The following is a 17,789-nucleotide window of genomic DNA, read 5'->3' as shown; positions in this document are numbered from 1 at the left end:
GTGCTCAGCCGCCCGGCGCCGCCACCTCGCCCTCCAGATGCACCCGCCCCGCCGCCCGGTCCGCCGCCCCGTCCGCTGCCTCGCCCGGCGCGCGCAGCGCGAAGCGGCCCCGCTCGTCGGCCGCGTACACCACCGTGCCCGGCAGGAGCACCGGCGCCTTGAACGCGGCCCGGACCGAGACGGCCTCGGGGACCCCGTGGGCGGCCAGGCAGCGCGCCACGGTCCACATGCCGTGGGCGATGGGCCGGGGGAAGCCGAACAGGCGGGCGGTGAGCGGGTGCAGATGGATCGGGTTGCGGTCGCCGGAGGCGGCGCCGTAGCGCCGTCCGAGATCGGCGGGCAGCCGCCACTCGGCCGCGGCGGGCGGCGGGGCCGCCTCCGGCGCGGACCGGCCGGGCCCGCCGGTGGTCCCGGCCGTGCGGTGACGGGCCAGATAGGTGCTGGTGGACTCCCAGACCGTCTCTCCGGCGGCGCGCAGCCCGGTCACGACGACGGCCTCGGTGCCGCGCCGATGGGGTGTCAGGCCCGCGATGTGCACGGAGAGTTCGTATGCCTCGGTGGCGCGCAGGGCGGTGTGCCGGGTGAGGGCGATCGAGGTGTGGACAAGACCGAGCAGCGGCAGCGGGAAGCCGCCGCCGCTCATCAGGCGCATCGCGAGCGGGAAGCCGAGGACGTGCGGATAGGTGAGCGGCAGCGCGTCCGCGCCGGTCGGGAAGCCGCACACCCGCTCGTAGGCCGCCAGCCGGGCCAGGTCGACGCGGGCGGACGGCAGCACGAGCCGGGTGTGCGGCACGGGCGCGTCGGGCCGGGGACGCCGGAAGGGGGAGCGCAGCGCGCCGCGCGCGAGCAGCGGGCCGAGGGCGGGGGCGCGGGTGAGGAGGACGGCGGGGCGCTCCTGCGGTGCGGGGCGCTCCTCGGGTGCGGTGCGGGCCATGGCGGCGTCACGCCCCCAGCAGGCTCTGCCCGCACACGCGGACGACCTGGCCGTTGACCGCGCCGGAGCCCGGGTGGGCGAGCCAGGCGGTGGTCTCGGCGACGTCGACGGGCAGACCGCCCTGGGCGAGGGAGTTCATCCGGCGGCCCGCCTCGCGGATGAGCAGCGGGACGGCGGCGGTCATCTTCGTCTCGATGAAGCCGGGCGCGACCGCGTTCACCGTGACCCCGTGCCGCTCGCGCGCGTGCGGTGCGAGGGCGCGGACCAGTCCGGCGACGCCCGCCTTGGAGGCGCCGTAGTTGGTCTGGCCCGCGTTCCCGGCCAGGCCCGCGATGGAGGCGGTGGCCACGATCCGGCCGCCGGGGCGCAGGGCGCCGGCCGCGAGCAGCGTGTCGGTGGTGCGCAGCACACTCGCCAGGTTGACGTCCAGGACCTGGCCCCAGCGTTCGGCGGACATGTTGACCAGGCGCCGGTCGCGGGTGATGCCCGCGTTGTGGATCAGTATGTCGAGGCCGTCGGGCAGCGCGGCGGCGATCCGCTCGCCCGCGTCGGCGGCGGTGATGTCCAGGGCGAGGGCGGTGCCGCCGAGGCGGCCGGCGACCGCGCGGGCGTCGGCCTCGGCGGCCGGGACGTCCAGGACGACGACCTCGGCGCCGTCCCGGGCGAGGGTCTCGGCCACGGCCGCGCCGATGCCGCGCGCGCCGCCGGTGACGAGGGCGGTGCGCCCGGCGAGCGGCTGCCCCGGGGCACCGGCGGTCCGCTCGTCGCGGGGGCGGCCCGCGTCCGGCCCGGCGACGTGGACCACCTGGCCGCTGACGTACGCCGACCTGGGGGAGAGCAGGAAGTCCAGGGTGGTCCCGGCGGCTTCGGCGTCGGTGAGCCGGACGAGGTTGACGGTGCGGCCCCGGCCGATCTCCTTGCCGAGCGAGCGGATGAAGCCCTCCAGCGCCTGCTGGGCGGCGGCCTGGTGGTGGTCGTCCGGGTCGAGCGGGGCGCCGAGCACGACCACGCGCCCGCTCGCGGCGAGCGTGCGCACCACCGGGTGGAGGGCGGCGTGCACCGCGCCGAGCCCGTCGACGTCCCGGACGCCGGTCGCGTCCAGGACCACGGCCGCCGGATCGCGGTCGCCGGGGGCGCCGAGGGGCAGGCCGGTGCGGGCGAGCACCGGGGCGAGCACCGGGCCGGGACCGAGCGCGGACTTCCCGGCCGTCAGGTGCAGCAGCGGGCCGTCGAGCGCGGGGCGCCCGGCTGACCAGCGGCGCAGCGGCGCGGGCCGGGGCAGTCCCAGGCGCCGGGTCAGGAAGCGGCCGGGCGCGGTGCCGGTGAAGCGCAGATAACGGTCGGCCATGTGCCGTCTCCCACGGGTCGCAAGTGCTTACTGTGGAGTAAGGTTACCGGGGGTAATGCTACGTCACGGGTGAGGAGAAGGTCGAGATGAGTCCTCTTCGGACCGAGTCGCGCGGCATCCGGCGGGTGGCGGTCGTCGGCGGTGCGCGCATCCCCTTCGCCCGCTCCGACGGCCCGTACGCCACCGCCGGTGACCAGGAGATGCTGACCGCCGCGCTGGACGGCCTCGTCGAGCGGTACGGACTCCAGGAACCGGGCGCGGTGGGCGAGTTCGTGGCCGGGGCGGTCCTCAAGCACAGCCGCGACTTCAACCTGGCCCGCGAGACCGTCCTCGGCTCGCGGCTGGACGCGCGCACCCCCGCCTACGACATCCAGCAGGCGTGCGGCACCGGTCTCCAGGCGGTGATCGCCGCCGCCAACAAGATCGCGCTGGGCCAGACCGAGTCGGCGGTCGCGGGCGGCGCGGACACCGCGAGCGACGCGCCGCTGGGCGTCAACGACGAGCTGCGCCGCATCCTGCTCGCCGCCCGCCGGGCCCGGACGACCGCCGCCCGGCTCAAGGCCCTCGCCGGGATCCGGCCCCGCCACCTGGTGCCCGACATCCCGCGCAACGCCGAGCCGCGCACCGGCCTGTCCATGGGCGAGCACGCCGCCGTGACCGCCCGCGCCTGGGGCATCGGCCGCGAGGCGCAGGACGCGCTGGCGGCAGCCAGCCACCAGCGGCTCGCCGCCGCCTACGACCGGGGCTTCTTCCAGGACCTCATGGTCCCCTTCCGCGGCCTGGAGCGCGACCAGAACCTGCGTCCCGGCTCCACGGTGGAGAAACTCGCCGCGCTCAAGCCGGTGTTCGGCCTGGACCGGCCCGGCGCGACGATGACCGCGGGCAACTCCACGCCCCTGACGGACGGCGCGGCCACGGTCCTGCTGGCGTCCGAGGAGTGGGCGCGCGCCCGTGGCCTGGAACCCCTCGCCTATCTGACGGCGTACGAGACGGCCGCCGTCGACTTCGTACGCGGTGATGTCGCCGAGGGCGAGGACGGGCTGCTGATGGCACCGGCGTACGCCGTCCCGCGCATGCTGGAGCGCGCCGGGCTCGGCATCGAGGACTTCGACCTGGTCGAGATCCACGAGGCGTTCGCCTCCCAGGTGCTGGCCACCCTGGCCGCCTGGGAGAAGCGCGGGCTGGCCCCGGTCGACCGCGACCGCCTCAACGTCGCCGGGTCCTCCCTCGCCACCGGGCACCCCTTCGCCGCCACCGGCGCCCGCATCGTGGCGACCCTGGCCCGCCTGCTCGCCGAGCGCGAGGGCCCCGCCCGCGGCCTGATCTCCGTCTGCGCGGCCGGCGGCCAGGGCGTGACGGCGATCCTGGAACGCGCCTGAGCCCCGGGCAGCCGCCCGAGCGGGACCACTTGAGCCGAGCCACTGCCGCCGGGCGGTCCTGCGCGACTTCTCCCACGAGGCGGAGGCGTGGTACGGGAGCTGAGCGGCGGGGCTACGGGGCCGGGGCGGCGTCCGCGGAGCCCGCACCGTCCGGGACCTCCGGGCCGGGCGAGGTGTGCAGGGCATCCGGGGCGTGTGGGGCCTGCGGGGTGTGTGGGGCGCGTGGGGCGTGCGGAGCCTCCGGACTGGAGGGATCCTCCGGCGTGTCCGGGACCGCCGAAGACTCAGGCGGTACGGCGGGCACCGGCGGCACGGACGGCGCCGGAGGCGCGAACGGCCGCGGCGGCCCACTCGGCCTGCGCGGCACCGGATCCGGCCCCGAACCGGACACCCCCGAACCGGACACCCCCGCCCCTGACACCCCCGCGCTCAAGACTTTCGCGCCCGGCCCAGCCGCCCCCGGCAACCCCGCACTCAGCCCCACCGCCCCCGCTGCCCCCGGCACCCCCTCCAGCCCGCGGCAGCACTCCATCACCGTCTCCGCGAAAGCGCGGGCCAGCGGGGACAGGGCGTCCCAGCGGCGGACCGCCCAGCCGACGGTGAGGGGGCGCAGGGCGGGGACGGGGATGAGGCGGAGGGGGCTGGAGGGGGTGGTGTGGCCGGGGAGGGCGGGGACGACCGCGCGGCCCACGCCCAGCTCGGCGAGGAGGAAGGCGGTGTCCCAGTCGGCGACGCTGGTGTCGGAGCCGAAGCGGACGCCCAGCTCGGCGCAGGCGGCGTCGAGGTGGGCGGCGGAGGTGGAGTTCGGCGGGAGCCGGATCAGCCGCAGCTCCCGCAGCTCGGCCGCGTCCACGGACGTACGGGCCGCCAGCGGGTCCTCGGCGCGCAGCGCGAGCACCCACGGCAGGTCGAGGACACCGCGCTGCTCGATGCCGCGCACCGGCGCGCCCAGCGTGACCCAGGCGAGGTCCAGCTCGCCGCCGCCGAGCGCGTCGAAGCAGCCCCGGCTCGAACTCTCCGTGAAGAACTCCAGGTTGACCTTGGGATACCGGCGGCGGAAGGCGACGACCGCGTCCGCCATGAAGTGCCGTACGGTCGTCGCGCCGGTCGCGATCCGCACCGAGCCGGTCTCCCCCTCGGTGAGATCCCGCAGCCGCCGCAGCGCGCCGTCGAGACCGGCCAGCGACTCGGCGGCGGCCGTCCGCAGGATGCGTCCGGCCTCGGTGGGCGCGACCCCGCGCGGCTGGCGTTCCAGCAGGCTGACGCCGGCCTCCCGCTCCAGCCGTTTGACGTGCTGGCTCACCGCCGACTGGGTGCAGCCGAGGTCGCGGGCCACGGCGCTGAGGTTGCCCGCCCGGCACACGGCGACGAACACCCGCAGATCATCGAGAGTCACGCGGACAAGCTAGCCCAGCGGCCGGCAACACCCAAGCAATTGCTTGGAGATGGGCAGACATTCCCAGGATTGACTGGGCCCTGTCCGCGTACGACGATCTTTGCGGGGCCCAGGGCGGCAACCCGCCCCACCTCGCGGGGATCCGGACCCGAGGCGGGGTGCGGCGGGTGCCGACCCGCCCCGAGGCGGAGGGCGCCGGGGCGGAAAAGGGCGGAAAAGGGCAGGAGCCCCGTCGCCGGATGGCGTGGGGCTCCTTGGGTACTGCAATCAGAACGGTTACTGCGCGCGCGACGCTCAGACCGGGGTGACGTTCTCCGCCTGCGGGCCCTTCGGGCCCTGGGTGACGTCGAAGGACACCTGCTGGTTCTCTTCGAGAGAGCGGAAACCGGTGGCGTTGATCGCGGAGTAGTGAACGAAGACGTCGGGGCCGCCGCCTTCCTGGGCAATGAAGCCAAAGCCCTTTTCGGCGTTGAACCACTTCACGGTTCCGGTAGCCATAAGCCCTCCTTGGGCTCAAAGGGTCGCCCTGCTCCAGAACCTGCAAATGTGAAAACGATATCGCCGCACAACTGCATACGTCTGAAAACGACCAGAGCCCGCGGTTACATGCTCCGCAGGCTCTGTACTGCAAGGGAAACCAAAACTGCAACTTGGTGGCGAGCCTAGCATGCGGGCCCCCGAACGCAATAGAGGCCAAGATCACGTCACCCGGATGTTTGAAAGCTCTGGTCAGAGGTTGACACAAACGGACGCAAACGGTCGGTGACGGCAGGTGACGGCAGGGCCGACCGGGTGATCCGCCCCCCGAGCGGGGCCCCGCGCCCCGGCGGCCGAGGGGGTGGCGGCAGCGCCCCGGCGACCAGGGTCTAGTCTCGCGATGTGGACAATTCTCGCACCCGGCCGCGTGTCGGCCACATCCAGTTCCTCAACTGCCTGCCCCTGTACTGGGGGCTCGCGAGAACGGGCACGCTCCTCGATTTCGATCTCCGCAAGGACACCCCGGACAAGCTCAGCGAGCAGCTCGTCCGCGGCGAGCTGGACATCGCCCCGGTCACCCTCGTGGAGTTCCTCAAGAACGCGGACGATCTGCTGGCCTTTCCCGACATCGCCGTGGGCTGCGACGGTCCGGTGATGTCCTGCGTGATCGTCTCGCAGGTCCCGCTCGACCGGCTCGACGGCGCCCGGGTTGCCCTCGGCTCGACCTCCCGCACCTCGGTGCGCCTGGCCCAGCTGCTCCTGGCCGAGCGGTACGGGGTGAGCCCGGACTACTACACCTGCCCGCCCGACCTGAGCCTGATGATGCAGGAGGCGGACGCGGCGGTCCTCATCGGCGACGCGGCGCTGCGCGCCAACCTCCACGACGGCCCCCGCTACGGCCTCGACGTGCACGACCTCGGCCAGCTGTGGAAGGAGTGGACGGGCCTGCCGTTCGTCTTCGCCGTCTGGGCCGCGCGCCGCGACTACGCCGAGCGCGAGCCGCGCATCACCCGCAAGGTGCACGAGGCGTTCCTCGCCTCCCGCGACCTCTCCCTGGAGGAGGTCCACAAGGTCGCCGAGCAGGCGGCCCGCTGGGAGTCCTTCGACGAGCCGGTCCTGGAGAGCTACTTCACCACCCTCGACTTCAGCTTCGGCGCCCCGCAGCTCAAGGCGGTCGAGGAGTTCGCCCGCCGGGTCGGCCCCACGACGGGCTTCCCCGCGGACGTGAAGGTCGACCTGCTGGACCTCTGACGACCGGCCCCGCCCGCCCCGCCCTCCCGAGAGCCCCGGCGCCCCGCCCCGCGACCCGCCCCCCGGCACTACGCTGCCGCCAGGGCCGGGATCCGGAATCCGGCGCACGGGCACACGGGGGACACGGGGGAGGGGGACCGCCATGCAGCCGCTCGCACACGACGAGCCCGCTGCCGTGGGGCCCTACCGGCTGCTCGGCCGGTTGGGCTCCGGCGGCATGGGCCGCGTCTATCTGGGCCGCAGTCCCGGCGGCCGCACGGTCGCGGTGAAGATCGTGCACCCGCACTTCGCGCTCGACGAGGAGTTCCGCGCCCGCTTCCGGCGCGAGGTCTCCGCCGCGCGCCGGGTCGGCGGTGCCTGGACCGCGCCCGTCCTGGACGCCGACCCCGAGGCGGCCGTGCCCTGGGTGGCCACCGCCTACGCGGCCGGACCCTCCCTGGCCGCCGCCGTCGCGCACGGCGGCCCGCTGCCCGCGCACACCGCGCGGGTGCTGGCCGCGGGCCTGGCGGAGGCGCTGGCCGCGGTGCACGACCTGGGCCTGGTGCACCGGGACGTCAAGCCGTCCAACGTGCTGCTCACCCTCGACGGCCCGGTGCTGATCGACTTCGGCATCGCCCGCGCCACCGACGGCACCGCCTCCCTGACCTCCACCGGCGTCTCCATCGGCTCGCCCGGCTACATGGCGCCCGAGCAGATCCTCGGCAAGGCCGTCACCGGCGCGGCGGACGTCTTCTCGCTGGGCGCGGTCCTCGCGTACGGCGCGATGGGCGCGTCCCCGTTCCCGGGGGACTCCTCGGCGGCGCTGCTCTACAAGGTCGTCCACGAGGAACCCGAGCTGGACGCCCTGGCCGACGCGGACCTGCGCGCGCTGGCCCGCGCCTGCCTCGCCAAGGACCCCGCCGCCCGGCCCGCGCCCGGCGAGGTCGCCCGCCGCCTCGCCCCCGAGGGCGCGGCCCGCCTCGTCGCCGGGGGCTGGCTCCCCGGCGCCCTGGTCGAACAGGTCAGCCGCGGCGCCGTACACCTGCTGAACCTGGAGCCCGCCCCGGACCGGCCCTCGGGCCCGATCGCCTTCACGGCGTCCGCGCACCCGGCCGAGGGCCCCGCGCCCGGAATCACGGCCACCGCGCCGCCCGCACCCGCGCCCTCCGTCCCCGAACCCCCGGCCGTCACCGGCGCGTTCGGCCCGCCGCCCGTGATGCCGGGCACCCCGGGCGCGTCACGCTCCGTCCCCCCGCTGCCGCAGGTCCCCGCACCCCGCGACGGCGCCCCGCCGCCCCCGGACGGCGGGAAGCCGGACGGACCGGCCGGGCCCGGCCGGTTCTCCGTCAGCGTGGCGGCCGGGACGGGACCCGGCAGCGGCGGCCGAGGCCGGAAGCTGAGTTGCAGTGTGGTGCTGGCGGTGGCCGGGGCGCTGGCCGTGGCGACGACCACCGGCGTACTGCTGCTGGACCAATTCCGCGGCGGGCACAAGGGCGACAGCGCCGGCACGCCGTCCCCCGGGCGCTCGGCCGCGTCCACGCCCGCGCCCGCCTCCGGCGCCGTGCCCGAGGTCTACGTCGGCACCTGGCGCGGCACCGGCACGGTCAGCGCCCTCGGCCAGGACCTGCCCGGCGGCACCTTCACGGTCGTGATCCAGCGGGCCGGTTCCGCGAAGGTGATCGGTTCGGTCACCCAGTCCGATCCCCTCGGTGGCGGCTGCGTCGACGTGCTCACCCTGAAGTCGGCCACCGCCGAGGAACTCGTGGCCACCGGCCGCGGCAAGGCCGACAACCCCTCCCACTGCGTCCCCGACGCCCACGAGGTCCGCCTGAGCCCGGACGGCACCGACGCGCTGCGCTTCCAGTCCGTCGACCCGAAGGCGGGCAACCCCAAGGCACGTCTGGAACGGGTGAGCTGACCGGGCGGCCGTACGGGCTGGCGTCGGCCCGCGGACGGCGCTGGCGTAGGCTGTTTCGGTCCGTCCGATCCACAATCCTCACGAATCCTCAAGCTCCTCAGCTCCTCTGCGAAAGGGACGCCGGTGACCGAGAAGGCCGACCTTCAGTCCGTCCTCGACCGTGCCGCCGCGGGCGGACGGATCACCCCGGAGGAAGCGCTCTCCCTCTACCGGGACGCGCCGCTGCACGCGCTGGGCTCCGCCGCCGACGCCGTGCGCCGCCGCAAGTACGCCGGTACGGAGCACATCGCGACGTACATCATCGAGCGGAACATCAACTACACGAACGTGTGCGTCACGGCGTGCAAGTTCTGCGCCTTCTACGCGGCCCCCAAGGACACCGCCAAGGGCTGGACCCGCGACCTCGACGACATCCTGCGCCGCTGCGCGGAGACCGTCGAGCTGGGCGGCACGCAGATCATGTTCCAGGGCGGCCACCACCCGGACTACGGCGTCGAGTACTACGAGAAGCCCTTCGCGGCCATCAAGCGGGAGTTCCCGCAGCTCGTCATCCACAGCCTGGGGGCGAGCGAGGTCGAGCACATGGCCCGCATCAGCAAGGTCTCCGTGGAGGAGGCGATCACCCGCATCCACGCGGCCGGTCTCGACTCCTTCGCGGGCGCCGGCGCCGAACTGCTCCCCGAGCGCCCCCGCAAGGCCATCGCACCGCTCAAGGAGTCCGGCGAGCGCTGGCTGGAGATCATGGAGACCGCGCACCGCCTGGGCGTGGAGTCCACCTCCACCATGCTGATGGGCACCGGCGAGACCAACGCCGAGCGCATCGAGCACCTGCGGATGATCCGGGACGTGCAGGACCGCACCGGCGGCTTCCGCGCCTTCATCCCGTACACCTACCAGCCCGAGAACAACCACCTGAAGGGCCGTACGCAGGCCACGCTCTTCGAGTACCTGCGGATGATCGCCATCGCTCGGCTGTTCCTCGACAACGTCATGCACATCCAGGGCTCCTGGCTGACCACCGGCAAGGACGTCGGCCAGCTCACCCTGCACTACGGCGCCGACGACCTCGGCTCGATCATGCTGGAGGAGAACGTCGTCTCCTCCGCCGGTGCCAAGCACCGCTCCAACCGCATGGAGATCATCGAGCTGATCCGCCGGGCCGGCCGCGTGCCCGCCCAGCGCGCGACGACCTACGAGCACCTGGTCGTGCACGACGACCCGGCGAACGATCCGGTCGACGACCGCGTGATGTCCCACATCTCCTCCACGGCCCTCGCGGGCGGCACCGCCCACCCGGAGCTGAAGCTGCTCGCCGCCGACTGATGCTCACCCTCCACCGCTCGCTGGCGGACGCCTCCCGCTGCGTCGCGGTCGACGGCGCCCGGATCGCGGCCCTCGGCCCCTACGAGGAGCTGCGCGCCGCGTACGGCGAGCGGGCCCGCGTCCGCGAGTGGGCCGGGACGCCGGTCCCCGGCCGGTACGTACCGGACGCGGTGCGCCTCCTGGAGACGCTGTACTGGCCCGACCCGCGCGAGGCGGACGAACTGGGCACCGAGCCGCTGCCCGTGGGCCCCGAGGGCATGCCCGACCCCCGCTGGGGCGCGAGCGCCCGGCGCGGGCTCCAGCGGATGCTGACGCGCGGGGTGACGGCGGTGGCGGGACCGTTCACGCGGGCGCCGGTACGGACGGCGGTGCAGCGGTCCGGGGTCCTCGTCGGCTCCGCCGCCCCGGCCCTGGCTCCGGGCGCCCGTGCGGACTTCGCCGTCCTCGGGGCGGACGGGGACTGCCTGGCGACCGTCGTGGGCGGCCGTCTCGTCCACCGGCGGGCATAAATACGATTTCGGTTGTTGACCCTACGGATCAGCGACAGCGCGCTTACTCTCGGCAACGGAGCGAGAGGAGCGGATGCCGCATGGCGAACGTCAAACAACTGGACCCCAGCGCTTCGCCGTTGGACTACTACGGCGCCGAGCTGCGCCGCCTGCGCGAGGCGGCGAAGATGACCCTGAACGAACTCGGCGAGTCGATCTTCTGCACGGGCTCGCTGGTAGGCCAGGTCGAAACGGCCCTGAAGGTGCCGACACGGGACTTCTCGGCACGGGTGGATGCCGCGTTCAACACGGAGGGCTTCTTCTCACGGCTGGTGGGGTTGGTGCTGCGCAGCCAACTGCCGAACTGGTTCCAGCCGTTCGCGGAGATGGAGGCGAAGGCGACGTACATCTCGTCGTTCCAGGCGCAACTGGTCGACGGACTGCTTCAGACCCCTGAGTATGCACGCGCGGTGCTGGAGATGGGCAATGTGGCGAAGATCGACGAACTCGTCGCCGCACGTCTTGAACGCCAACGAATCCTGGACACGGCCGAACCACCGCTAGCGCTAGTGATCCTGGACGAGGCTGTACTCCAGCGGCCGATGGGCAGCTCCGAGGTGATGCGCGCTCAGCTACAGCAGTTGCTGGACTACGGCGAGCGCCCCTGGGTGCAGATCCAGGTGCTGTCCTGCTCGGCTGGCGCGCACGCGAGTTTGGAAGGCTCCTTCGTGGGACTGCGCTTCCGGAAGGAGCCGGAGATCATCTACACCGAGGACCTCATCTCCGGTCACATGACCGCCAACCCGGAAATCATTCGCGACGCCGCTCGCCGTTACGCTAGCTTGCAGGCCGCTGCCCTCTCTGAGGAGGAGTCAGCGAAGCTGATCAAGCGCGTGATGGAGGAACGGTATGGCCCCCGCTCAGCAGTCGGAGAACATCCGGTGGCGTAAGTCCTCCTACAGCGGAAATACGGGCGGCGAGTGCGTCGAGTGCGCCCCGCTCGGCGCCGCTGCCTGGGTCAAGTCGTCGTACAGCGGCAGCACGGGCGGTCAGTGCGTCGAATACGCGCACCTCACCGCCCACATCGCCCTGCGCGACAGCAAGAACCCGGCCGGAGGGCACTTCGCCGTCGCGCCGGGAGTCTTCGCTCGGTTCGTGGAAGCGGCGGCGCAGGGCGAGCTGTAGCCGATCTACCTGGTCAAGCAGACGATGGAGGAACGGTATGGGTCCGCACCTGAAGCTGTCGACGATCTGCTGGCGTAAGTCCTCCTACAGCGGCAGCACCGGCGGTGAGTGCATCGAGTGCGCCCCGCTCGGCGCTGCCGCCTGGCGTAAGTCCTCCTATAGCGGCAACACGGGCGGTGACTGCATCGAGTGCGCGCCCCTGAACGGCGCCACCTGGGTCAAGTCGTCGTACAGCGGCAGCACCGGAGGAAACTGCGTCGAGTACGCGCATCTCCCCGCCAATATCGCCCTGCGCGACAGCAAGAACCCGGCCGGAGGGCACTTCGCCGTCGCGCCGGGAGTCTTCGCTCGGTTCGTGGAAGCGGCGGCGCAGGGCGAGCTGTAGCCGATCTACTCGGTCAAGCAGACGATGGAGGAACGGTATGGCCCCCGCTCAGCAGTCGGAGAACATCCAGTGGCGTAGGTCCTCCTACAGCGGCAACACCGGCGGCAACTGCGTCGAGTGCGCGCCCCTGAACGGTGCCACCTGGCGCAAGTCGTCGTACAGCGGCAACACGGGCGGTCAGTGCGTCGAGTGCGCGCCCCTGAACGGCGCCGCCTGGCGTAAGTCCTCCTACAGCAGCGACACCGGAGGAAACTGCGTCGAATACGCGCACCTCACCGCCCACATCGCCCTGCGCGACAGCAAGAACCCGGCCGGAGGGCACCTCGCCGTGGCGCCGGAGGTGTTCTCCCGGTTTGTGGGGGCCGCCGCGCGGGGCGAGCTGTAGGTCCCGTGCGGGAGGCTGCAACAATGGCCGGGTGACCCGCGCATCCCTGGAGAAGCAGCCGCACGAAGTCGCCTCGATGTTCGACGACGTGGCGGAACGGTACGACCTGACCAACGACGTGCTGTCCCTGGGACAGGACCGGCGCTGGCGCAAGGAGGTCGCGCGGGCCGTCGACGCGCGCCCGGCGCAGAAGATCCTGGACCTCGCCGCCGGTACGGCCACCTCCTCGCTGCCCTTCACCCGGGCCGGCGCGTACGTCGTCCCGTGCGACTTCTCGCTGGGCATGCTCCAGGTGGGCAAGCAGCGGCACAGCTGGATGCCGTTCACCGCGGGGGACGCGACCCGGCTGCCGTTCAAGGACGACACGTTCGACGCGGTGACGATCTCCTTCGGGCTGCGCAACGTCCAGGACTTCGACGCGGCGCTGCGCGAGATGCACCGGGTGACCCGCCCCGGCGGACGCGTGGTGATCTGCGAGTTCTCGCACCCGACCTGGGCGCCCTTCCGGACGCTCTACACCGAGTACCTGATGCGGGCGCTGCCGCCGGTCGCGCGCGCGGTGTCGTCCAGCCCGGACGCGTACGTCTATCTCGCCGAGTCGATCCGGGCCTGGCCCGACCAGAGGGCGCTGGCCGGGCGGCTGCGCGAGGCGGGCTGGTCGAAGGTGGCCTGGCGCAACCTCACCGGCGGGATCGTGACACTGCACCGCGGCTTCAAGGACTGAGCCCGGCGACGGCGCAGGGGTCGCCCGAGCCGTCCGGTCCGTACGGTCCGCCCGGTCCATCCGGTCCGTCCGGCTCGTCCAGGGCGCGGCGCGCGCCGCCCGGCGGGGGTGCGGGCACGCGCGGCTCGCGCACCCCGCCGCCGCCTTCGCCCGCACCGAAGTCGAACCACACGTACACCCGCGCGTCGCGGGGCAGTTCCGCGCCGGGCTGCGGGTACTGGCGTACGACGTGGTCGACGGCGGGGCGCGGGAAGTCGGGGCGGTCGGGCGCGACCAGGAGCAGGCCGCGGGCCCGCGCGGTCTCGTGCGCGTCCACGGCCATCAGGCCGACCAGGCGCGGCACGCGCACTTGTGGTGACTTGGGAGTCGGGTACACGGACGTCACCCCCCAGCGATACCGGCAGCGTAGCCGCCGGACACGGTGGCCGGAAGGATTTTGTGTCTTTCCGTGATATTCGGTTACTCAGCGTCACAGGAGGGGTCCTGGGAGCCCAGCGGCAGCCGGTAGCAGTGGCCGATGCGCCGGGTCTGCGGGGTGAAGAACGTCTCGGCGTGGTGCATGCCCAGGCGCCGGGTGACCGCTATGGAGCGGGTGTTGCGGCGGTCGACCATGGCGACCACGCCCGGCAGTCCGGCCGCCCGCAGCCGCCGGAGGGTCAGCCGGGCCGCCGCCGTGACGTAGCCGCGGCCCCAGTGCTCCCGCCCCAGGCGCCAGCCGATCTCGACCTCGCCCGCCGGGCCCCAGGCGTGCGGCCAGGGCTGGGCGCCGGTGAAGCCGACCGGACGGCCGGACTCGTCGAGGACCGTCCACAGGCAGAAGCCGTGTTCGGCGTCGTGGCGGCGCTGGCGGGCGGTCAGTTCCTCGTAGACGGAGGGCTCGGCGGACCGGCCGCCGTGGAACTCCATGACGTCCGGGTCGTCGAAGAGGCGGTGCCAGGTGTGCGCGTCCTCGTCGGTGGGGACACGCAGCCGTACGACGGGCAGTGCTCGGTTCACGGGACGGGCCCTTCAGCCGGGTGATCAGTGCCGCTGCATAGACTGCCCATGTCCAGTGCCGGTCGGCACGCAGATTTCGAACCTGGGGAGATCCCGCCGTGACCGTCGTGACCGAGTCTCTCTCCGATCCCCTCTCCGGGAACACCGCGGACGTCATCGTCGTGGGCGCGGGACCGGCCGGTTCCACCACCGCGTACCACCTCGCCAAGGCCGGTCTCGACGTGCTCCTGCTGGAGAAGACGGCGTTCCCGCGCGAGAAGGTCTGCGGCGACGGGCTCACCCCGCGCGCCGTCAAGCAGCTCGTCGCCATGGGCATCGACATCTCCGAGGAGGCGGGCTGGCTGCGCAACAAGGGCCTGCGCATCATCGGCGGCGGCGTCCGGCTCCAGCTCGACTGGCCCGACCTGGCCTCCTTCCCGGACTACGGACTCGTGCGCAAGCGCGACGACTTCGACGAGCAGCTGGCCCGGCAGGCGCAGAAGGCGGGCGCCCGGCTCTACGAGCGGTGCAACGTCTCGGGTCCGGTCGTGGACGACCGCACCGGCCGCATCACCGGCGTGACGGCCAAACTGGGCGAGGACAAGCGCGAGGTCACCTTCCACGCGCCGCTCGTGGTCGCCGCCGACGGCAACTCCACCCGGCTCTCCCTGGCGATGGGCCTGCACCGCCGCGAGGACCGCCCGATGGGCGTGGCCGTGCGCACCTACTTCACCTCGCCCCGGCACGACGACGACTACCTGGAGTCCTGGCTCGAACTGTGGGACCGGCGCGGCGCGCAGGACCGCCTGCTGCCCGGCTACGGCTGGATCTTCGGCATGGGCGACGGCACGTCCAACGTCGGCCTCGGCGTGCTCAACACCTCGGCCGCCTTCAAGGAGCTGGACTGGCGGGAGATCCTGAAGGCGTGGTGCGCCTCCATGCCCGAGGACTGGGGCTACACCCCGGACAACATGACCGGCCCCATCCGCGGCGCCGCCCTGCCGATGGCCTTCAACCGCCAGCCGCACTACACGCGCGGCCTGCTGCTCGTCGGCGACGCGGGCGGCCTGGTCAACCCGTTCAACGGCGAGGGCATCGCCTACGCGATGGAGTCCGGCGCGCTGGCCGCCGAGGTCGTCGTCCAGGCGCACTCGCGTGCCACGCCCGCCCAGCGCGAACTGGCCCTCCAGCGCTACCCGCGCGTCCTGAAGGACACCTACGGCGGCTACTACACGCTGGGCCGCGCCTTCGTGAAGCTCATCGGCAACCCGAAGGTCATGCAGATCGCCGCGCAGCGCGGTCTGACCCACCCGATGCTGATGAAGTTCACCCTCAAGCTCCTGGCCAACCTCACCGACCCGACCGGCGGCGACGCGATGGACCGCATCATCAACGGCCTGAGCCGGGTGGCACCCAAGGCGTGACCCGTGGGGGCCCGACGAGGGCCCCGGAACGACGACGAGGCCGGCTCATTCCTGAGCCGGCCTCAGCCGTGTGCGGGCGCGCCCGGATTCGGGGCGCACCTTTGTGATCATCCGGGGTGAATCGGGCGAACCGGTCGCGCCGGAAGGGCCGCTGCCCCCGAGCGGCTGCGGCCCTTCACCCCGTACGGCGCTGTGCGGTGCCTCAGAGCACCCGGACGGCCCCGGTGGGCGGGTCGTACGACAGCGGCCTCTCCACGACGCCCGTGGACGAGTTCTGCGCTCCGACGAACATACCGCCGCCGACGTACACGGCCACGTGGTACGCGCTGCCGCGACCGCCCCAGTACAGGATGTCGCCCGGCTGGAGGTTGGACAGGGAGACCTGGGTGCCGGCCGCCGACTGGTCCTGGGAGACACGCGGCAGGCTGATGTTGACCTGCTTGAAGGCGGTCTGCACCAGGCCGGAGCAGTCGTAGGCGGAGGGGCCGGTGGCGCCGGGGACGTACGCCTTGCCGACCTGGGACTTCACGAACGAGACGATGCCGGCGGCCGAACCCGTCGCGGTGGACGAGCCGGTGGAGGTGCCGGTGCTCGTGGTGGCGCCGGTGTCGCTGCCGCCGGAACCGGCGGAGCCCGACTGGGTGGTGAGGGTGGGACGGACGCTGTCGCGCGCGGCGCGCTCGGCGGCCTCCTTGCGGGCGGCGGCCTCCTCGGCGGCCTTCTTCTTCGCGGCCTCGGCCTTCTTCTGGGCCCGAGCGAGGTCCGTCTTGGCCTGCTTCGCGGCGTTCGCGGCGGCGGAGTCGCGCTCGGCCAGGAGCTGGTAGTGCGCGGCGGCCTGCTGCGTGGCGTCCGCGGACTGGGCGACCTGGCTGGCCAGGTCAGCGGTGAGCGTGGGCAGTTCGAGGGTCTGGGTGACCGGCTCGGCGGCGCTCGCCGTGGAGGCGGACGCACCGGCGACTGCCAGGGTGCCGAGGACGCCACCGGCAACTCCGGCCCGCATCGCGATGGTCGACGCGCTGCGGCGGGGCTTCCGGTGGCTGCGTATGTGAGCGGTGTGGGACATGAGGACAACCGGTATCAGGGGGTCCTCGGACTCTTCAAGAAACGTGGTGTGCGCCACATTTGCGGCACCGGTGCTGCGAACACCGGGCGTGTCGCCCTTTATTGACGCCGTAACGGACATAGCGGGCGCAGATGATCATGCCTGTGATCATGCTCTTTCGCAGTTACGCCCGAATTGCCCCGCGCCTACCATCGGAATCGACCGTTGGCCAAGCCCGGTTCTCATGAAGCTCTCATGGGTGTGGCGGAGGTCACGGAACGGTCACCGCCCCGATGTGCGTCCGCGCGCCGAGCCCACGTCGGCCCCATCTGTCGCACGCGTCACGGTGTCCCCATGGGCACCACGCGTCGCTTGTGAACGGGTGAACGTGTCCACTTCCCGTTCCGGGCTCCCTCTGATGTGTGAAAAGCAGCCCTATATCAAGGTCTTGACGCCGGTCGCCACTTTGCGCCGGACACTCTTCATCTGATAGTGCAGACCCCTTCCGACCTGCAAATACGAGGTAAAATGTAACCAGTGGTGATCACTCAGGTGCTTCGCGTGCGAAGATCACCCCTCATCCGGCTTCATGATCCTTCGTCAGGTGGTGGAGATCACAAAGCCGGTGCAATACCCCGTGTCGCAGATCACAGAGTGTCGGGCATAGGATGCCCTCCAGTTGGGCTTGTGACCTGCTTCACATGTTCCCGATCTTCGCCGGGACGGGCGGGGTTCGTGGGACGGACGAGGCAGGTGCGGCCCAGCGACCGCCAGCAGTCAGTGCCGACTGAGAGGAGCGAGGAGCGGTGAACGCGTATGCGCCCATCCTCGTACTGGGAGCCCTCGGGGCAGGCTTTGCGATCTTCTCCGTGGTCATGGCCACGCTGATCGGTCCGAAGCGGTACAACCGCGCCAAACTCGAAGCCTACGAGTGCGGTATCGAGCCGACCCCCACGCCGGCCGGCGGCGGGCGCTTCCCCATCAAGTACTACCTGACGGCGATGCTCTTCATCGTCTTCGACATCGAGATCGTCTTCCTCTACCCCTGGGCCGTCACCTTCGACGCCCTGGGTGTTTTCGGGCTCGTGGAGATGCTGCTCTTCGTGCTCACCGTCTTCGTCGCGTACGCGTACGTATGGCGGCGCGGCGGCCTGGAATGGGACTGAGGGGCCATAT

Annotated in this window: 18 protein-coding genes and 1 pseudogene; 12 read left to right on the top strand and 7 right to left on the bottom strand. The window is 72.6% G+C overall.

The window, feature by feature from the left end; all coding sequences use genetic code 11:
* Positions 1-4: 4 nt before the first annotated feature.
* Together R4Z62_RS13885 and R4Z62_RS13880 are read right to left on the bottom strand one after the other, a co-directional pair.
* The gene (locus R4Z62_RS13885; RefSeq protein WP_491519928.1) at positions 5-934 is read right to left on the bottom strand and encodes a MaoC family dehydratase; all 930 of its coding nucleotides are present in this window, start codon (positions 932-934) and stop codon (positions 5-7) included.
* Between the two features lie 7 nt (positions 935-941).
* On the bottom strand, positions 942-2,282 hold the full coding sequence (locus R4Z62_RS13880; RefSeq protein WP_491519927.1) for a 3-oxoacyl-ACP reductase: 1,341 nt from the start codon (positions 2,280-2,282) through the stop codon (positions 942-944).
* 86 nt (positions 2,283-2,368) lie between these two features.
* Between R4Z62_RS13880 and R4Z62_RS13875 the strand changes: the two genes are divergently transcribed.
* Positions 2,369-3,661, top strand: a complete 1,293-nt coding sequence (locus R4Z62_RS13875) for an acetyl-CoA C-acetyltransferase (RefSeq protein WP_389599092.1) — start codon at positions 2,369-2,371, stop codon at positions 3,659-3,661.
* A gap of 520 nt (positions 3,662-4,181) precedes the next feature.
* On the opposite strand, the pseudogene R4Z62_RS13870 reads toward R4Z62_RS13875, so the two are convergent.
* Both R4Z62_RS13870 and R4Z62_RS13865 read right to left on the bottom strand, forming a co-directional pair.
* Positions 4,182-5,057, bottom strand: a pseudogene (locus tag R4Z62_RS13870) (LysR family transcriptional regulator); the annotation flags it as partial.
* A gap of 294 nt (positions 5,058-5,351) precedes the next feature.
* On the bottom strand, positions 5,352-5,555 hold the full coding sequence (locus R4Z62_RS13865) for a cold-shock protein (RefSeq protein ID WP_004984723.1): 204 nt from the start codon (positions 5,553-5,555) through the stop codon (positions 5,352-5,354).
* A gap of 381 nt (positions 5,556-5,936) precedes the next feature.
* On the opposite strand from R4Z62_RS13865, the gene R4Z62_RS13860 reads away from it, so the two are divergent.
* The 9 genes from R4Z62_RS13860 (at position 5,937) to R4Z62_RS13820 (ending at position 13,172) form a co-directional block, all read left to right on the top strand.
* The gene (locus R4Z62_RS13860; protein WP_064534519.1) at positions 5,937-6,785 is read left to right on the top strand and encodes a menaquinone biosynthetic enzyme MqnA/MqnD family protein; all 849 of its coding nucleotides are present in this window, start codon (positions 5,937-5,939) and stop codon (positions 6,783-6,785) included.
* A 142-nt stretch (positions 6,786-6,927) separates the two neighbouring features.
* On the top strand, positions 6,928-8,682 hold the full coding sequence (locus R4Z62_RS13855) for a serine/threonine-protein kinase (RefSeq protein ID WP_491519926.1): 1,755 nt from the start codon (positions 6,928-6,930) through the stop codon (positions 8,680-8,682).
* 123 nt (positions 8,683-8,805) lie between these two features.
* On the top strand, positions 8,806-10,005 hold the full coding sequence (gene mqnC, locus R4Z62_RS13850; RefSeq protein ID WP_491519925.1) for a cyclic dehypoxanthinyl futalosine synthase: 1,200 nt from the start codon (positions 8,806-8,808) through the stop codon (positions 10,003-10,005).
* Positions 10,005-10,514, top strand: a complete 510-nt coding sequence (locus tag R4Z62_RS13845; protein WP_491519924.1) for an imidazolonepropionase-like domain-containing protein — start codon at positions 10,005-10,007, stop codon at positions 10,512-10,514. Before mqnC ends, R4Z62_RS13845 begins: the two co-directional genes overlap by 1 nt.
* 80 nt (positions 10,515-10,594) lie before the next feature.
* Positions 10,595-11,443 carry a helix-turn-helix domain-containing protein gene (locus R4Z62_RS13840; RefSeq protein ID WP_064534523.1) on the top strand — a complete coding sequence of 283 codons (849 nt, stop codon included), beginning with the start codon at positions 10,595-10,597 and terminating at the stop codon, positions 11,441-11,443.
* A complete protein-coding gene (locus R4Z62_RS13835; protein ID WP_064534524.1) occupies positions 11,403-11,678 on the top strand; it encodes a DUF397 domain-containing protein in 276 nt (91 codons plus the stop codon). The genes R4Z62_RS13840 and R4Z62_RS13835 overlap by 41 nt, the downstream gene beginning before the upstream one ends.
* A gap of 37 nt (positions 11,679-11,715) precedes the next feature.
* Positions 11,716-12,063, top strand: coding sequence for a DUF397 domain-containing protein (locus R4Z62_RS13830; protein ID WP_079159032.1), 348 nt, complete (start codon positions 11,716-11,718; stop codon positions 12,061-12,063).
* Between the two features lie 37 nt (positions 12,064-12,100).
* Positions 12,101-12,448: a DUF397 domain-containing protein gene (locus tag R4Z62_RS13825; RefSeq protein WP_064534525.1), complete on the top strand. Its 348-nt coding sequence runs from the start codon at positions 12,101-12,103 to the stop codon at positions 12,446-12,448.
* A gap of 31 nt (positions 12,449-12,479) precedes the next feature.
* Positions 12,480-13,172 carry a demethylmenaquinone methyltransferase gene (locus tag R4Z62_RS13820; protein WP_382843227.1) on the top strand — a complete coding sequence of 231 codons (693 nt, stop codon included), beginning with the start codon at positions 12,480-12,482 and terminating at the stop codon, positions 13,170-13,172.
* Here the strand turns inward: R4Z62_RS13820 and R4Z62_RS13815 are convergent.
* Together R4Z62_RS13815 and R4Z62_RS13810 are read right to left on the bottom strand one after the other, a co-directional pair.
* A complete protein-coding gene (locus R4Z62_RS13815) occupies positions 13,162-13,494 on the bottom strand; it encodes a PASTA domain-containing protein (protein ID WP_491521870.1) in 333 nt (110 codons plus the stop codon). The genes R4Z62_RS13820 and R4Z62_RS13815 overlap by 11 nt on opposite strands.
* Before the next feature lie 137 nt (positions 13,495-13,631).
* Positions 13,632-14,168, bottom strand: a complete 537-nt coding sequence (locus tag R4Z62_RS13810; RefSeq protein WP_064534527.1) for a GNAT family N-acetyltransferase — start codon at positions 14,166-14,168, stop codon at positions 13,632-13,634.
* A gap of 98 nt (positions 14,169-14,266) precedes the next feature.
* Here R4Z62_RS13810 and R4Z62_RS13805 point away from each other — a divergent pair, with 98 nt between their 5' ends.
* Complete coding sequence (locus tag R4Z62_RS13805) at positions 14,267-15,571, top strand: geranylgeranyl reductase family protein (RefSeq protein ID WP_064534528.1); 1,305 nt, start codon at positions 14,267-14,269, stop codon at positions 15,569-15,571.
* 202 nt (positions 15,572-15,773) lie between these two features.
* Here R4Z62_RS13805 and R4Z62_RS13800 read toward each other — a convergent pair whose 3' ends face one another.
* Positions 15,774-16,634 carry a C40 family peptidase gene (locus tag R4Z62_RS13800; RefSeq protein WP_079159033.1) on the bottom strand — a complete coding sequence of 287 codons (861 nt, stop codon included), beginning with the start codon at positions 16,632-16,634 and terminating at the stop codon, positions 15,774-15,776.
* A 785-nt stretch (positions 16,635-17,419) separates the two neighbouring features.
* On the opposite strand from R4Z62_RS13800, the gene R4Z62_RS13795 reads away from it, so the two are divergent.
* Positions 17,420-17,779 (top strand): NADH-quinone oxidoreductase subunit A, encoded by a 360-nt coding sequence (locus R4Z62_RS13795; RefSeq protein ID WP_007383963.1) that lies wholly within the window; start codon positions 17,420-17,422, stop codon positions 17,777-17,779.
* Positions 17,780-17,789 lie beyond the last annotated feature (10 nt).

The organism is Streptomyces sp. PL-25, from assembly GCF_058344915.1.
This window is presented reverse-complemented; position numbering and strand designations above follow the sequence as displayed.

Bases quoted from the DNA above. Each gene is read 5' to 3' on its own strand.
- R4Z62_RS13885 (WP_491519928.1), bottom strand. From the start codon at position 934: ATGGCCCGCACCGCACCCGAGGAGCGCCCCGCACCGCAGGAGCGCCCC.
- R4Z62_RS13880 (WP_491519927.1), bottom strand. From the start codon at position 2,282: ATGGCCGACCGTTATCTGCGCTTCACCGGCACCGCGCCCGGCCGCTTC.
- R4Z62_RS13875 (WP_389599092.1), top strand. From the start codon at position 2,369: ATGAGTCCTCTTCGGACCGAGTCGCGCGGCATCCGGCGGGTGGCGGTC.
- R4Z62_RS13865 (WP_004984723.1), bottom strand. From the start codon at position 5,555: ATGGCTACCGGAACCGTGAAGTGGTTCAACGCCGAAAAGGGCTTTGGC.
- R4Z62_RS13855 (WP_491519926.1), top strand. From the start codon at position 6,928: ATGCAGCCGCTCGCACACGACGAGCCCGCTGCCGTGGGGCCCTACCGG.
- R4Z62_RS13845 (WP_491519924.1), top strand. From the start codon at position 10,005: ATGCTCACCCTCCACCGCTCGCTGGCGGACGCCTCCCGCTGCGTCGCG.
- R4Z62_RS13840 (WP_064534523.1), top strand. From the start codon at position 10,595: ATGGCGAACGTCAAACAACTGGACCCCAGCGCTTCGCCGTTGGACTAC.
- R4Z62_RS13835 (WP_064534524.1), top strand. From the start codon at position 11,403: ATGGCCCCCGCTCAGCAGTCGGAGAACATCCGGTGGCGTAAGTCCTCC.
- R4Z62_RS13830 (WP_079159032.1), top strand. From the start codon at position 11,716: ATGGGTCCGCACCTGAAGCTGTCGACGATCTGCTGGCGTAAGTCCTCC.
- R4Z62_RS13825 (WP_064534525.1), top strand. From the start codon at position 12,101: ATGGCCCCCGCTCAGCAGTCGGAGAACATCCAGTGGCGTAGGTCCTCC.
- R4Z62_RS13815 (WP_491521870.1), bottom strand. From the start codon at position 13,494: ATGGCCGTGGACGCGCACGAGACCGCGCGGGCCCGCGGCCTGCTCCTG.
- R4Z62_RS13800 (WP_079159033.1), bottom strand. From the start codon at position 16,634: ATGTCCCACACCGCTCACATACGCAGCCACCGGAAGCCCCGCCGCAGC.